This is a genomic window from Candidatus Uabimicrobium amorphum (assembly GCF_009002475.1).
GTDB classification, from domain to species: domain Bacteria; phylum Planctomycetota; class Uabimicrobiia; order Uabimicrobiales; family Uabimicrobiaceae; genus Uabimicrobium; species Uabimicrobium amorphum.
This window is the reverse complement of sequence record NZ_AP019860.1, coordinates 4,607,354-4,623,304: the sequence shown is the minus strand read 5'-3', so window position 1 is coordinate 4,623,304 and position 15,951 is coordinate 4,607,354. Positions and strand designations below refer to the sequence as shown.

Genomic DNA, 15,951 nt, shown 5'->3' with positions numbered 1-15,951 from the left:
TAAAACTTTGCGTAGCTCCTTAGTAGATCTGGACAAATAGATATGGAAATCCTAGTATGCGATGCCCTCTCCAGCGGCTAATCGCATCTACCAAAATTATAACAAACTTTACATATCAAAAATACACAGTTACCAAATAAACGTTTTTTGATAAAATGACTTGAGATTGGATCAACATAGAAAAACAGAAGACAATTTTGAAATGAGTTTTGGTGATGGATGAAAGAAAAATAATCGCTCTATACGACAATAAATGTGTTTATGTGTACCAAGCCTTTGGCAAAGAAATCGCCAAAGAGGCGTTGCAACGTCAGGTGTTTGGCGACCACTTTTACTTGGATCGCCTTAGCTGGATAAAACCATCGTTTGCATGGATACTATATCGCTCGCATTATGCGACCAAACCGGGGCAGGAGCGCATTTTGCGCATAGGTATTTCTCATGAGAATTTTAAGAGCGTATTGCGCGTAGCCATTCCTACTACGCAGGATAACCGACTTTTTTCTTCGGGGAAAGAGTGGCGTAAAAAACTGCAAAAATCTGATGTCCGTTATCAATGGGACCCAGACCGCGACTTTACTTTACAGAAAATTCCACGGCGTGCGATTCAAATTGGCCTGCAAAAACAGATGCTCCGCAACTATGCGCGCAAATGGATCTTGTGTATTGACGATGTTACCGATCTTGCAAAAAAAATCCAAAAACAACCTAGCGATGCGAATTTATGGCCACAGGAAAAAGAGTATGCTATCGATAAAGATTTACAGCGATGTTTGGGAATGTAAAAATTACGAAAAGCTTTAACCCAATTCAACTAACCGCGAAACTTTACTGCGAAAAATTTGAGGGGTAAAGGGCTTGGAAATATAATCGTCAGCACCTGCTTTGTCGATCGCTTCAATAACTTTATCCATACCTTTTTCACTGGTAACCATAATAATCGGCGTATCTTTGAATCGTTCCAAGCTGCGCAATTTTCTTACTAAATCAATGCCTGACATCTTCGGCATATTCCAATCCACAAAGAAAATATCGGGTTGTTGTTTTTTTAATTTCAACATTGCCTGTTCACCATCTTCCGCTTCTACGAAATCAAAAGTGGTGATATCCGCATCGCGTAAATTTTTCATTACCAAAAGTCTCATTGTTCTAGAATCGTCGACCACTAATGCTTTCAATTTCATCCATATTCTCCCATAATTTTATCCCTACAATACCGCGTATTTTTTATTATCGGCCATTCATTTGTAAAATTTAGCCATACACATAAAAAATTCAGTATTTTGATAGCGTTTTTATTCACCAAATGAAAAAACGTATCGTTTTACCCCAGAAAACAATTTAACATTTTAAGCGAGAAGTTCCCCATCCTCTATAGGTCAATGTCATTCGGTTAGTAAAAGATCAGTATTTATATGCACTAAATAAGCGAAATGTTAATATAAGTAAGAAAACATAAAGGTCGATAAATGAAAAAAACTTCTCAATAGAGATAATTGAACATTTAAAAAGAGATATAGCAAATAACGATGTAAAAAAGCGATTTAGAACAAAGAAAAAGTATTTTACAAGAAATCGTAAGTTAACTTTTGCTAGATTAGCAGTCATGATCCTAACAGGAATAAATATGAGTTTGGGAAAAAGAATTAACAACTTCTTTAAAAAATTGGGCAATCTAAAAGAGATGGTATCTCCAAGTAGCTTTTACGAAGCTAGAAAGAAAATAGACCCAGAATTATATAAATACCTAAATTCAAGTTGTGTACAACAATACTATAAAAAAGGATCAGAGTATGTAAAAACATGGCGCGGACGACTGCTCTGGGCAGTAGATTGTACAACAATTAACTTGCCAGACACCGAAGAAACAAGAGCTTTCTATACCAAATAAGGTAAGAATAAAACTTCGGATGTATGTATCCAAGCAACAAGCAGTATTTTGTATGATGTTCTAAATGAAGTCCCTATAAATGCAGAAATTTCTCATAGACAAGCAGAAAAAAACTTCGTGATAGACAAGCATCAGCATTTATATCGCGAAAATGCTATAGTACTCTATGACCGACGGTATACAGACTATGCAATAATAGGTTTGCATAACATGCTACAAAAAGACTTTATAATACGTTGTCCAAGCTCTCAAACCTTTTCGGAAATTGAAAAATTTATTGCTAGTAAAAAAACAGACTCGTTGGTTGTACTCAAAAAGCCACGAAATTTTACTAATAAAAATTTATCTCTTTGTGAAGCGCAAGTTAGGTTGATTAAAGTCGAACTCCCTACCGGAGAAATCGAAATTTTAGTAACATCTTTACTCAATCAAGAAAAGTACCCTCTAGATGAGTTTCTTTGGCTTTATCATCAACGCTGGGGAATAGAAACTTACTTTGGTCGCTTAAAAAATATATTGGATGTTCAACGATTTAGCTCTGGCTTTTCCCAAGAAATAGAGCAAGATTTTTTTTCTATTATTCTTACGTCTTCTATTGAAAGTATTATATCCAAAGAAGATGAAATGCAATTACAGCAAGAATGTTTTGAAAAGGGAACCAAGTACCAATACAAAATTAATAAGTCTGTTTCTTATGCTGAAATTGCTGATGTTGTTGTCGATCTTCTATTAGACACTAATAAATCAGCAGAAGAAATTTTTGAGCAGTTAAAAATCACTTTTCGTCGTTCTCCATGTGCTATCCGTCCCAATCGCTCTTTTGAAAGAAAAAAACGCGGTTCTAACCTGCGATTGAGATTTCACAAGTATAGAAAAAGAACATAGTCTAATTTTCTTGTTTATATCTTCATTTTGACTGTCAAACCTTTATGTTTATTATATTTTTCTTAACCGAATGACATTGTCCTCTATAGGTGGGGGATGAATCGCTAGCTACCTAATACAGTGATAGAAAATTTTTAAAATTTTGCTATCGCTGTACATGATATTTTCGTAACTGAGAATAAAATTCGTAATTTTCCCGTATCTTTTTAGGGAAAATGCTTGAAAGCAAATTCAAGGAATGATAAAATTTCTTTCACTTATGAAAGAAAAATATAACAAATTAGTAAAGACTTTAGATACAAATAATCATTCAGTATTCAATCTGAATTACCACTTGGTATTGGTGGTGAAATACCGTAGAAAAGTATTGAACAAACAAATGGTAAGTCGTATAAGAGAAATAGGTGAGTACATAGGAAACAGATATCATATAAATTTCTTGGAAGTAAATCACGAGAAAGATCATATGCACATTCTATTCAAAGCCCATCCAAAGAGCGCTTTATCAAAGTATATCGGTGCTTTCAAAAGTGCATCTTCGAGACTTATCAAAAAAGAGTATCCTCATGTAAAAGAAAAATTATGGAAAGAGTGCTTCTGGTCACAAAGTTATTGTTTGATCAGTACCGGAGGAACCGTTTGAAGTCATTAAAAGTTATATTCAAACACAGGGAGAGAAAAAAAGAAAGGCAAACGGTCAGTGATAAGAGTAAAGAAGACACCTTTTCAAACGAACAAAGAAAGTCTCTCTCGTCTTTTCAATTGCAATCGAATAAGTGCCCAGGTATACAATGACTGTTTGAAAATATCAAAAGCCTATAGCAAAGATAATGGCAGGTGGATCAATAAAACACAATTGCAACAGGCAACAAAACGCAAATATCCTCTTCACTCTCAGTCGATTCAAGCTGTGTGCCATAAGTATCTTGATGCCAGAAATGCTGCACGCGAAGCACGCAAAAAAGGCTATAAAAACCGCTATCCTTACAAACAGAAAAAGTATTTTCCAACAAAATGGGCTAAAGATGGATTTTATATTGACTATGACAAAGGAAAAATTACTTTCTCTATGGGAATCAAAGATGGTAAAAGGCGAAAACCGCTTTCTGTTAAAGTCGATAAACTTCCAAGTGGTAAGATCAAAGAAATAGAACTGGTGTACAGTGGTAAATTACATTTAGCAATTACCTATGAAGATGGGTATCATCCCAAAGAAAATAATAGTAAAACTATTGCTGCAATTGATATGGGAGAGATTCACTCAATTGCAAGTGTCACTGAAAATGGAGAGTCTCTAATTATCACCGCACGACAATTGCGCTCCATCAAACGTTTGAGAAACAAAAAGCATAGTCAAATAAGAAAGAAACTCTCTCGTACTAAAAAAGGCTCTAGACGCCACCGAAAGCTGAGACGAGCCATGCACTCAATCACTAATAAAACTGACCGACAACAACAAGATATTCTCCATAAAACCAGTCACAACTTTCTCAAGTGGGCCAAAGAAAATGAGGTCAAAACGGTTGTTGTTGGTGATGTTGAGGGAGTACAACGCAACACTTCTGCTCGTAAAAAAGCAAATCCCAATAAAAAAAGACGTCGACGTCAAGTCAGTCAAAAACTCAGCCAATGGTCTTTTGGCATTCTCCTCACTTACCTTGCATACAAACTAGCTGCTAACTCTATTGAGTTAGTTTGCCGAAGCGAAGCATACACTTCTCAGACATGTCCTGTCTGTCACCGGAAAAAGAAACCTTCTGGTAGAGTATATCGTTGTCACTGTGGTTATCGCGAGCATCGTGATATTCATGGTGCTAAAAATATACTATCGCTTCACAAATATGGCTCTATCCAAAATTTGGAGATAGATGTCAAACAAATAACGTATCTACGGCCTGCCGCTTGCGGCAAAAAGTAGTAGAAAGCTCTGTTCCGAGCCTGTAGGAGAGTCCGGTAACCATCCCTGATTCATTTGTACTACAGTTGTCAGGAGTACTGATGGAATGATGCGCATCCTTCGTGGATGAGGTTGTTCTTGTGGATGACCGTCTGTGATTACTTGATGTATACTCCTTGAAATCTCTTGCTTTTGGAAGCCCCGGCTTCTTCAAGCCGGGAGGGTTCACTGTCCTCCAAAGCAAAAACACGTTATAATGAAAAAAATGCTAATAAAATAGAGACTCATAGAAAAAATCGTTCGAGGAGAAAACAAGTGGGGTCGGAGCTACTCAATAAACAGTGGAAAAATTACATAATCATAGAAGAAATAGGTCGCGGTGGCATGGGTGTTGTTTACAAAGCGCAACAACTTTCTCCTCAACGAGTTGTTGCCATCAAATTTTCTCAGGCAAATTCTTCTGCGAAAAGTAACCGGCGTTTTCTCCGCGAAATGAAAGTGTCTGCCCAATTACAACACCCTGGTATCCCCAAAGTATTTGACGCGGGAATTGAAAATAATCACAAGTACATCGTTATGGAGTATATTTCCGGCCATCCTTTGAATGTGTACTTACGCAAAAACGCGTTATCGCAGCAGCAAAAAATAGACATATTCTTGCAACTTTGTGCGACACTTGATTATGCACACCGCCAGGGTATCGTTCACCGTGACATTAAGCCTGCCAATATTATTATCGATCATTCGGGGAAGCCGTATGTGATTGACTTTGGTTTGGCAAAGCAAATAGACAACGAGCAATTCGACCTAACCAAAAGCGGTGAAATTATTGGAACACCTAATTACATGGCTCCGGAGCAAATCTCGGGGAAACGCTCGCGAATTGATCACCAAGTGGACATTTATGCTTTGGGGGCAATGCTCTATGAAATGCTTTGTGGTAAATTGATGATTGAAGGTAGCAACATTTTTGAAGTGGCGTGTCGTATACAAGATGGTAACTACCTTGCTCTTTTAGAAGTAAATCCAGAGTTAGACAAAAATCTACAGGTCATATGCAACAATGCCACACACCACAATAAGCGTTACCGTTATACAACGGTAAAAAGTTTGATGAACGATGTCGAAACGTTCTTGTGTGGTGGAAAAGTAAAAAACAATTATTCTTTGCCCACATTTTTATTGCTCGCTAGTTCTGTGGGTCTATTGCTGATGGGTGTTTGGTTTTTATTTAGCCATAATCGACCACAAACAATCGAATTGAGCGAAAAAGACAAAAAACGCCGCCAACACTTCCAAAAAATAGTCAAAGCCCTACGTAACGAAGCTCCTCTTCCTGGACAAGATATACAAAAATTAACTCCACAACAAAGGTTTGAAGTCGCCAAAGTTCTTTACCAAGAGCAACGCTATAAAGAATCAAAAAAAATACTCACAACACTAAAAAAGTCGGAGGAAACAACATATTATCATGGGCTTATTTTTTATCAAAGGCGTCAATACAAACAGGCACAAGCGTCTTTTCAAAAATTAGTTACCGCCAAACCCCAAAACGCAAAATACAACTACTACTTAGGTATATGCTATCTACAACAACAATTTGTTCCCCGTGCTCTTCAATGCTTTTTAATCGCCATAAAAGACTTTCAAGATGATATTTCCTTACTTGAACTCATTGCAAAGATCTATCAACAAAACAATGACGTTGACAAAGCCGAAAAGTATTGGAAGCGTTGTGTAGAGCTGTCACCGAGTGTTAGTAAATACATGGTTGCCCTAGCAAAGATCAGCTTACAGAAAAAGAAGTACTACCATGCGTTCACCTACCTGAAAAAGTCTTTTTTGCTAGGATATAATCCTCAGGCAATGGAGTTAATGCAAAAAATCCCTTACTACGAGCCACGTTTGCGCAAGATGTGTTTCCACACACTAATGCATGAAAGTATTATAGAAAGGGAAGCCAAACGCCCGGACTTCTACACGAATTTATGGATCAGGCTAAGGAAACGTTATCAGCAATCCTACATTTCTTGGCAAGAGGGAACAAAAAACGCCAACGCTTCAATCAAGAATTTTTTAATCCCCATAAAGAATAAAGAATTACGTTATACGGTAACAAAAGCGTTGTCTAGCTTGCGATATAGTAAAACGTTCGATAAAGAAATGCAAAAAGCCTTTGATTCGAAAAAACTATCGCCGCAAAGTGTCCAATTTTTTCTGCAAATACAAAAAAAATTGCGCAACCTAAGAAGACGTGAACTGCGTGGACATATCCTATATCAGTTAACCTATATGCAAATTCATAACAGTTGGCACAAACTTCCGCGTATCAGCACCAAACAATTTTTGCAAATGCTGCGTAGCAAAAGCAACGTGTTCGCACAGTACTTGCTAGTAAAAGGTTGTCTACACAGCTGTGGCTTCAGACCTCTCGTGCAGATTGCAACTAACAACAAAGAGAATCCAATACTAAGAATTCTATGCTGTGCCATTTTGCGCGAAAACTATCTCGCAGCCAAGATAGATATTTTTTCTACATTGCCAAATATACAAATCAAATCTGATCGTCAAAGGGAGTTTTTACAAGTTGTCGTCGCACAAAACATGTATGTTCGTCACGAAGCCAAACGAAAAGATACCTACTACCGATACGAAGACGAGAAAGGCACACAACTTCCCCTAGCAGAAAAAAAATTATTACTATTTTTACTGCGACAAAAGTCTTCCCGAGTAGCTCTATCAGCGGCAACGAGTTTGCATGGGCTTTTGGGAAAATCTATCTTACGCGAAAATCCTAAAGTACGGGACATTATTGTATCAGCAATTCAGTCACAAGACATCCATCAGTGTGCTTTTGCAAACTATATGTTTTGGGGAAGTCTTCATCTACAGAAAAATGAAGAATATCTTCCCTTATATAGAAAAGCGTTACTACATCCCAACAATAGTATACGCGAAATAGTGCTTTCCTATCCACGAACCTTCCGCTATCAAATACCAAACCTACTCAATGAAATTGACGATTGTCTACAATCTTCTTCGGACAAAGTACGTCTATCAGCTCTGTTCATGTGGACTCTTTCTCCCAATCGCAAAACTGTCATTTTTAACCACCCTGTGTACAAAAAAAATTATGCGTCATTCACGGATGTGGAACACAGTTTTAGTGTAATTTTATTTTTTACCAAACTTTTTGGCGGCATACAAAAAGTAAAAAATCCCCAAGCTATCATGCATGCACTATCTTTTTTTAAGCAACTCAAACAACAATTGCATACATTTCCTCCCTTGTCGCAATGTACAATATCTTACACTCTATCCATGCTGGGTATACATCCTACCATAGCGGAAATCAGCAACAAAAAAGATCCATACCTGCTGTCATACTTTATTTACCAATTGCACCAAGAACTTAACATTTCTCAAGAATTCCAAATACCGTTTATACAAAAACAAAGTAGCGGTGAACGAAAATATATGGCGCAAAAATTTATTCATCACAAAGACAACCGCATACGCATGTCGGCACTTAGCACCTACATCGCTTTTACTTCAGAAAAAGAACGTCACAAATGGTATAACAAAGCTTTTAGCTCTCAAGACATACATCTTCGTAAGGGTGTCGCCCAAGGGTTTTATTTAGCGGTGATCACTTTTTGGACACAAAACAATAAAAACCATAAATTCGGGCAGGATTTAGCAGAACAATCCATAGATTCGCTGTTGTATCAAAATATTTCTCGTTTGGAAAACTTCATACAACACAAAAAACAAAAGTTTCCCAAAAAATACGAAAAGATCAAAAAATGGATCACAAAGGCGCATACACTAGATCCCAAAAACGATCTATACATTTTTATTTTAGCGCTATGTGAGTCTCCAGATCAAAAAATTGAAAAAATAACGCAAGCCATACAACTAGACAAACAATACCGCGCGGGTCATTTACAAGATTTATACACATTAAAACTCCTAGACACGCTAATTGCACAAGGTGATGACAAAACAATATATAACCATCTACAACAAATAAAAATTACCTCTCCATTTTTAACCACTCACATAGGTAAAATTTTCTACACCTTAAAGCAGTATCCTCAAGCATTAGAAATGTATGAAAAAAACTTTCTCATTCGCTCAACAGAGTATTCACCATTTAAAGAAGTTTTCACACAACATCTACAAATAGTACGCGCCTACATTCAGTTGAATGATCTATTTATGGCAAAAACCATGCTGGAATATATGTATCAATTATATCGGCGTGAAAGATGGAGATATGAAAACATAAGTCGTGAGGAATTTTTAGAATTGGTAAAGGGTAGTCACCCAGATATTATGGAACAATTGAAATAAGAGTTATTATTATATTGACGGATGTGGCACGAAAACGCTTAGAAAATCGTATTAAAGTTTCCCCCGGTTGTCATTCCTGCGAAAGCAGGAATCCACAATATAAAATCGACTTGTAAACGCCTGGATCCCTGGTCAAGCCAGGGATGACAACCTGGGGTGGATTCAAAAACCTAGCCCTAACGGTGCTTGAGAGGACTCTAAAAACTAGACTATCTCGTATTCACTACGAGATAATCCATATAGTTAATGATCGACAAACTTACTTATTCAACAAAAACTTTTGCATAAAGAGTATCGCTGTGTACTGGTAGTAGTTAGCGTTTTTCTTCTTGCGGAACCCGTGGCCTTCATCCTTTGCCAAGAAGTACCAAACTTCCCCACCGTTTTTGCGAATCATCTCCACCATTTGTTCACTTTCGCTCACCGGAACACGAGGATCGTTCAACCCTTGTGCAATAAGCATGGGCTTACTGATTTTGTATGCTTGGGTTGTCGGAGAAATTTTCATCAAAAATTCCTTCATTTTCGGATCTTGTTCGTCGCCGTACTCGGCGCGACGTAAATCGCGACGGTACTCTTTGGTATTGGTCAAAAATGTCACAAAGTTACTTATCCCAACAACATCGATACCAGCACTCAAACGATCGTTAAAATGAATCATGGACGCCAAAACCATGTAACCCCCATATGATCCTCCGGCAACTAAAACTTTTTTGCTGTCGAGTTCAGGTTGTGCGGCAACCCAATCGAGGAGCTTGCCAATATCTTTTACCGAATCTTCGCGCTTATAACCATTGTCTAGCTTGAGATAGCTCTTACCGTATCCTGCGGAACCGCGAACGTTCGGAGCAACTACTGCCACGTTCAATTCATTTAAGTAATATTGAATACCTGAACTAAAACGCGGACGATACTGGCCTTCTGGTCCCCCATGAATCAAAACCACTACAGGAAAAGGACCTTTACCTCGTGGACGGTAATAAAATGCAGGAATTTCCCGTACTTTGTCTCCGAATTTGTCAAACGTTGGGTAGTGAATTAAAGTTGGTGTAACAAATTTATCGGTATTGAGACCTCCCACTTCACTATGCGTCCAGCGTTGTAAACTTTTGTCTTTCAAGTTATAAGAAAATATATCTCCTGGCGTTTGTGGAGTATTAATCGTCAACGCGAGATTTTCCCCACTGTTGTCAAAACCAAGGCCACCAATTGTTCCCACGGGAACGTTTACCTTACTTCTTTCTTGCGTTGTCGTATTATAAATGTACACTTGGGTCATACCATTTTCGTTGGTGGTAAATGCGACACTATTTGTTTTGCTCACCGTAACACTTTGAACATCCCACAAAATGTCTTTTGTTAAACTAGTGAATGTTTTACTTTCTAAGTCGTAGTAGTACAATTGACGAAACTCACCGGCAAAGTCAGAAGTCAGATAAATTCCTTTGCCATCCTGCGACCACACCGCATCGCCATAGCTTATTTTTTCCTCAGAAGGGTTGAGTTGTTGTGATTCTCCAGACACCATTTCATGAATGTACAATCGCGACTCGTTGATGGAAATATATTCGAGAATTAAAAGCTTACTATCATCCGGCGACCAACTAAGAGGAAGGCGAAGTCCCTTACTTTCCATCGTCATATACTGTTCTTTTGTTGCAGCAACATGGATATAGATATCCGAATCGCGTCCGTTGCGCTGTGTCGAATAAAAAGCAAACGCATCGCCTTTATTTGACCACAACATGCCACTATTACGCGATTTGCCATCTGTGATCATTTCGTACTTTGCGGTATCGAGATCGAAATGAAAGATTTGGTAAAACTCTGACCCACCAACATCTTTGCTAAACGCCACTTGCCCATTAGAACTTACAGCAGTACCGCGTACAGGTTCTGCGAAAAATGTAACTTGTTTACGCGCTCCCCCTGGCTTTTCCACAACATGCAACTGAGTAGTTTCGGCAAAACGCGTCGCAATGAGCATTCCCTTATTGTTTGGCAACCATCCACAAAATCGTGCTGAACGCGTATTCTCATAACGTAAGCGGCTATCAATCAGTTGCTGCGGAATCTCAGGTACATTTTCCAGGCGCAAATTTCCTTCTTCACGCACTCTTTGAACCTGCGCAAAACACAGCGAAAAAAATATCGCTATACTAAGTAAACATAAAAACTTTCTCATGATATATATTCCTATTTTCGATTTTTAAAAACAAACCTTTTGGCTTTCATTTCAAAACGCGGCAAACTTCCACGCGAAACAACCTCTACTTGCACGCGAAAGTGTAATTTATTTTGAATTATTTCCGACAATTTTTCCATAATTTCCGCTACTTCACACTCTACTTTAATCGTAATCTCCGTCATTTCCTTCACATTGACAATCTCGACCTGGAACTCTTCGATCTCGGCAAATTCACGCACAATATTTTCAATGGCAGAAGGGTACACGTTATTACCACGAATAAAAATCATATCGTCCTTACGTCCCTTAATACCACCTACCATACGACAAAATGTACGCTTACAAACACAGGTTTCGTCCGTCAAAACAGCCAAGTCCCCGGTTCGATAACGAATAAGCGGACATCCCCAACGTCCAAGATTCGTAAGTACCAATTCACCTTCTTCTCCAAAAGGCAAAACCTCCAATGTCTCAGGGTGAATAATTTCGGGAATGCACTCCGTTTCCAACAAATGCGTGTATCCAGGATTTTCCACACATTCAATTCCCAGTGAACCAATTTCCGTCATCCCCGTATGATCAAATACCCGCGCATTCCAACCGCGACTCAACGTCTCACGCAGTGGTCCCACAGCTCCCCCTGGTTCTCCGGCGACAACCAGGGCGCGTACTTTCGAACTGGCTACATCGATATTATTCTCGCGCGCTACCTGTAAAAGTCGCATAGCATACGTTGGCGTACAGCAGAGGTACGTTGCCTCGTTGTCAAGGATCGCGCGTAAACGCGCAACACTACTCATTCCCCCACCGGCAATGCACCGCAGCCCCAAACTCTGTGCTCCTTCAAACCCTGCCCAAAAACCAATAAACGGTCCAAAGGAAAACGCAAAAAAAGCCACGTCATCTTCGCGAACTCCCGTTGCATGGTAAATCATACGCCAACATTCGAGAAACCACTGCCAATCTTTAGCGGAATCCAATATCTTTAGCGGCACACCCGAACTACCACTTGTTTGATGAAAACGCACGTAATCACATACAGGATATGTAAGAATGGAGCCATATGGCGGGTAAGCTTTTTGATTTTCGAGTAGCTCCTGCTTAGTCGTGAAGGGTAGGTTTTGTAGTTCTGAAAAAGAAGAGAGTTGAAGCTGATCACCAAATTTTTCGCGGTAAAACGCATTGCGCGGTAAAATTTCACGCAACATCACATTTAATTTATCTAATTGAAGTTTTCGCAATTCTGCACGTGGAAGATATTCCTGTTTTGACTGTTGCATATTTGTCACCGTTGAGATTTGTTTTATTTGGTTAAAGACGAATTTGTGTAGGATATAGCATAATTACACCATATAAAATTCATCAATCTTTTACACAGTGCGTGTAGGTGCGGACCTTGTGTCCGCCCGTTCCCTCAAATACAGATAGATAAACTTATCAAACGCCACCGCCCCACAACACAAGATATTTGTATGTATTTTAGCAAAAATCCTACATTGAAAAAATAAATAAACAATAACAATACAGTTACGATTTATCACAATTCTCACGACATGTAAAATCTTTGCCGGATTGAAAAACTTTTTATATAATAAACGGATACTTACAAATTTGATTTAGAATGGGGAAAAAATGCAGAAGTTTATTTTCGTAGTCGCTATGGTAGCGTGGATATACGCACAAAATATCCATAATGACTACAACATGTTTGTCGTTGACGACACACCCAAAAACCCGGCCTGGGTTCATGTCGCCGATTTAGACAACGATGGTCACGATGAACTAGTGGTTTCGGTCTTCGCCGATTCAAGCCCTTTGGGAGCTGGTTTTGTTTCCATCTATAAAAGGCAAGACGGCATCAATAAATGGCAAAAATTTTACCTTCCTGGCTCAGAAAACATTGCCTTTCCCAACGATACGACAATTATTGATATCGATGGTGACAACGATTTAGATATCATTCTTCCGTCAGGATTTTTAGCCACAGCGCCTTATCATTCCGGCGCACTACGTTGGTTCGAAAACCTTGGGCAAAACAAGTGGAAGACACATGTTATTTGCAAAGAACAAAAGCTGTTCTACCACTATGTTGCATATGAAGATATAGATAACGATGGAATACACGATATGGTGACCGTTGGTGAGTTCAAAGGCCTCACGGGAGAAAGTGAAGCCAAAGTTCAGTTTTTCAAAGGCTTAGGCGAAGCTAAATTCGCGCAAAAGCCCACCACTATTATGAACTCATGCCTTGGTAGCATTCCCACATTGCGAGACCTCGACAATGATGGTGATTTAGACATCATTAGTGCCCAATATTTTGCCAAAGGTGCTTCCGCCGCTTGGCTAGAAAATAAAGGTTCTGGCAAGTGGGAAAAACATATCATCGAAAACGGCGTAGGACCTTGTATTCAACTGAGCATTATCGACAATCTTTGTCACAATGGTCAAACAATGGCGGTATTGTCCAATCACGTGAATACTCACGATCAGCCAAAGGGACCGACAGAAGGTATTTTTATGTACGAAGTCCCTAGTGATTATAAGAATTTAACCAAACCATGGTCGCGTAAACTCATATCAAAAGGTATTAAATCACGTCCATCTCCGTGGGGAGCACCACAAGCAGCCCCAGGTGTTTTTCAATGCGGTGATGTCACCGGAAACCATTTGCAAGATATTGTTGTTTCTGGCGATGGAGATTCGCGAATCTTTCTTTTAGAGCAAACTCAGCCCGGACATTTTGAAACAAAAGTGCTAATGGACAACATGGCTCAGGCAGGCGTGGCAGTTGCCGACTTAGATGAAGACGGTATTTGCGAAATCATTGTTTCCAGCTACGAGCATAACAAAATTGTTATTTTGCAAAGAAGTATGGAAAAGGTTATTGCGCGTATCACCAATGAATTTCGCCAACAAGGACGCGATATTGAATTTATCTCGGGAAAAGTGCGAACTATCCCCAAAATGCCAGAAAAATTGGGCAATGGCGGTGTCGTAGAGTACAAATTATTATACCCAGGAGGATCGAAGCGTGCCGGTTACATTAAACATGATCTTGTCGGAGGACACGTTTATGTAACAACAGTAGGCTTTAGCTTAGAAGGGACGTATCACATTTGGCAAGAAGTCAATCCCACTCCTAGACCAAAAATAGAAGTCAAAAGTAGTTTCTTCTACTCCCCGGAAGGTGGCTCGGTAAAAGTGGGAAATGGAAAAGTACGCAGTCACCTTGTGGCATTTACAACTGTAGGCAAAATGTGTAAACAAAAAATTATCGGTGGATACTTATTCATTAATCCCATCTGGGGAAGTGCAAGTGGCCACTATTTTATTTTTCAGGAAGCGATCGAAGCTAAATAACTTTGTCCACAAATAAAAATTTGAGAGTAAAGAAGAACCACTGTGAAGAAAAAAGAAAGGCAAGAAAAGGCGAAAAATTTTATCCTATTGCTAGAAAAACAGATAAAAGGTGATGAAACGGTAAAGAATCCGATACAAGTTCTTGGCCAATCTTTCAAATTAGGCTCGTGCCTCTATGTAGTATACAAAGAATGGCTAGAAGCATTCTCGTTTCAGCCGGGACGCAAAGACATCTTGCCTTACATTTTATCCTTGGTAAAAAAGATACTGGAATATAGAAGAGATAGCATTTCATACCTTTACGATGAAGAGGAGTGGAGAGAAGTTGTAAATCTTCGTGGTCCTATAGTAAATGTTACGATTAAGAAATGCAAAGCTTGCTCTAGAAAATACACAGAGATGGGTACAAGTGGATTTTATCAGGCGTATGTTTTGGTTTGTTCGAAATGTGGGGATGTTTATTTAACACCAGATCTCGGCGAAAAACCAATAGATTGTCCTGGGTGTAACGGAGTGATTAGCAAAGGTTGCGGTTGTCCACATTGTCATAATAAAGAGGGATCTGAGACAGTTGATGAAATCTCTCCCTACGAGTATTTTTATTATCATAAATTTACAAAAGCGCCCGGATTGTAGTTAAATACCGTATACATAAGCCAACCGCTTTGTGCCCAAATTTTGTATCAAAGTCGTTATATTCCACCATTCTCCGTTAAACCTCTTCATAGAAGTAATAATCGCGACAAAAATAGTAATCCAATGCGGCCATCACCACATAAAAGCCGAAGATCAACAAGCTAATGTATTGGTAACTGATCCCAGAAAAACACAACATCAAGAATAAAAAAACCGCAGAGCCGACATTTAGGCTTAGCCACACTTTAAAAATGGTAACATGTTGAAATTTATGTAATGCACACGACAAAAATGCCCACACCACATCGATAAGTGACAACACCAACAATGCATAAACAAAACTTCGCGGACTACTAATAAAACGCGCGATAATACAAAAATTCATGAGAATAATAATGTGGAAATAGAAATTAATCATAAACTGCGCAGGAGATTCGCGACGAGGTTTTTCGTGGTAGATGGTAATGCCGTGATAAAAGCGCGCAGCGGTAATTAAAAAGGTCGCAAAATTGACATAGGTATAAAACTTAGCCGATTTGCGCAAAATAAGCTCAATACCAAATTCGATTGACAGACCAATCAAAATTGCAAATAACGCTAAAGACGCCGTTCGCGCAGCGACATCATACGTTTTGTATGTTCTTCTTCTTACCATCCTGTTAATCCTGTCAAAAACCCGAGCGCCGATAGGAAATGAATGTATGTTTTGCGGCCATTGGTTTTCTTTCTGTTTTTGTG

The 15,951-nt window shown here is 38.9% G+C and carries 11 protein-coding genes and 1 pseudogene; 8 read left to right on the top strand and 4 right to left on the bottom strand.

Annotated features, from left to right (window positions below):
* Window positions 1–215 precede the first annotated feature (215 nt).
* Window positions 216–785 (top strand): DUF4291 family protein, encoded by a 570-nt coding sequence (locus UABAM_RS16805; protein ID WP_151969167.1) that lies wholly within the window; start codon window positions 216–218, stop codon window positions 783–785.
* 15 nt (window positions 786–800) lie between these two features.
* Here UABAM_RS16805 and UABAM_RS16800 read toward each other — a convergent pair whose 3' ends face one another.
* Window positions 801–1,178, bottom strand: a complete 378-nt coding sequence (locus UABAM_RS16800) for a response regulator (RefSeq protein ID WP_152022021.1) — start codon at window positions 1,176–1,178, stop codon at window positions 801–803.
* A 449-nt stretch (window positions 1,179–1,627) separates the two neighbouring features.
* On the opposite strand from UABAM_RS16800, the gene UABAM_RS16795 reads away from it, so the two are divergent.
* The 5 genes and pseudogenes from UABAM_RS16795 to UABAM_RS16775 all read left to right on the top strand — a co-directional run bounded on the left by UABAM_RS16795 (window position 1,628) and on the right by UABAM_RS16775 (window position 9,029).
* A complete protein-coding gene (locus tag UABAM_RS16795; protein WP_151969166.1) occupies window positions 1,628–1,891 on the top strand; it encodes a hypothetical protein in 264 nt (87 codons plus the stop codon).
* Window positions 1,892–1,939: 48 nt separating this feature from the next.
* A complete protein-coding gene (locus UABAM_RS16790) occupies window positions 1,940–2,776 on the top strand; it encodes a transposase (RefSeq protein WP_173013371.1) in 837 nt (278 codons plus the stop codon).
* 259 nt (window positions 2,777–3,035) lie between these two features.
* A pseudogene (gene tnpA / locus UABAM_RS16785) lies at window positions 3,036–3,480 on the top strand (IS200/IS605 family transposase).
* Complete coding sequence (locus UABAM_RS16780) at window positions 3,477–4,694, top strand: RNA-guided endonuclease InsQ/TnpB family protein (RefSeq protein ID WP_151969164.1); 1,218 nt, start codon at window positions 3,477–3,479, stop codon at window positions 4,692–4,694. The pseudogene tnpA and the gene UABAM_RS16780 overlap by 4 nt, the downstream one beginning before the upstream one ends.
* A gap of 294 nt (window positions 4,695–4,988) precedes the next feature.
* Window positions 4,989–9,029 (top strand): serine/threonine-protein kinase, encoded by a 4,041-nt coding sequence (locus tag UABAM_RS16775; protein WP_151969163.1) that lies wholly within the window; start codon window positions 4,989–4,991, stop codon window positions 9,027–9,029.
* A 259-nt stretch (window positions 9,030–9,288) separates the two neighbouring features.
* Here UABAM_RS16775 and UABAM_RS16770 read toward each other — a convergent pair whose 3' ends face one another.
* Both UABAM_RS16770 and UABAM_RS16765 read right to left on the bottom strand, forming a co-directional pair.
* A complete protein-coding gene (locus UABAM_RS16770) occupies window positions 9,289–11,214 on the bottom strand; it encodes a S9 family peptidase (RefSeq protein ID WP_151969162.1) in 1,926 nt (641 codons plus the stop codon).
* 11 nt (window positions 11,215–11,225) lie between these two features.
* Window positions 11,226–12,497: a phenylacetate--CoA ligase family protein gene (locus UABAM_RS16765; protein ID WP_151969161.1), complete on the bottom strand. Its 1,272-nt coding sequence runs from the start codon at window positions 12,495–12,497 to the stop codon at window positions 11,226–11,228.
* A 352-nt stretch (window positions 12,498–12,849) separates the two neighbouring features.
* On the opposite strand from UABAM_RS16765, the gene UABAM_RS16760 reads away from it, so the two are divergent.
* Both UABAM_RS16760 and UABAM_RS16755 read left to right on the top strand, forming a co-directional pair.
* Entirely contained in the window at window positions 12,850–14,577 is a 1,728-nt protein-coding gene (locus UABAM_RS16760) for an FG-GAP repeat domain-containing protein (RefSeq protein ID WP_151969160.1), read from the top strand.
* Window positions 14,578–14,619: 42 nt separating this feature from the next.
* Window positions 14,620–15,213 carry a hypothetical protein gene (locus UABAM_RS16755; protein ID WP_151969159.1) on the top strand — a complete coding sequence of 198 codons (594 nt, stop codon included), beginning with the start codon at window positions 14,620–14,622 and terminating at the stop codon, window positions 15,211–15,213.
* A 76-nt stretch (window positions 15,214–15,289) separates the two neighbouring features.
* On the opposite strand, the gene UABAM_RS16750 is transcribed toward UABAM_RS16755, so the two are convergent.
* Window positions 15,290–15,868, bottom strand: a complete 579-nt coding sequence (locus UABAM_RS16750; RefSeq protein WP_151969158.1) for a hypothetical protein — start codon at window positions 15,866–15,868, stop codon at window positions 15,290–15,292.
* Window positions 15,869–15,951 lie beyond the last annotated feature (83 nt).

Coding starts and splice junctions, on each gene's coding strand:
- UABAM_RS16805 (WP_151969167.1), top strand. CDS start 216: ATGGATGAAAGAAAAATAATCGCTCTATACGACAATAAATGTGTTTAT.
- UABAM_RS16795 (WP_151969166.1), top strand. CDS start 1,628: ATGAGTTTGGGAAAAAGAATTAACAACTTCTTTAAAAAATTGGGCAAT.
- UABAM_RS16770 (WP_151969162.1), bottom strand. CDS start 11,214: ATGAGAAAGTTTTTATGTTTACTTAGTATAGCGATATTTTTTTCGCTG.
- UABAM_RS16765 (WP_151969161.1), bottom strand. CDS start 12,497: ATGCAACAGTCAAAACAGGAATATCTTCCACGTGCAGAATTGCGAAAA.
- UABAM_RS16760 (WP_151969160.1), top strand. CDS start 12,850: ATGCAGAAGTTTATTTTCGTAGTCGCTATGGTAGCGTGGATATACGCA.
- UABAM_RS16750 (WP_151969158.1), bottom strand. CDS start 15,868: ATGGTAAGAAGAAGAACATACAAAACGTATGATGTCGCTGCGCGAACG.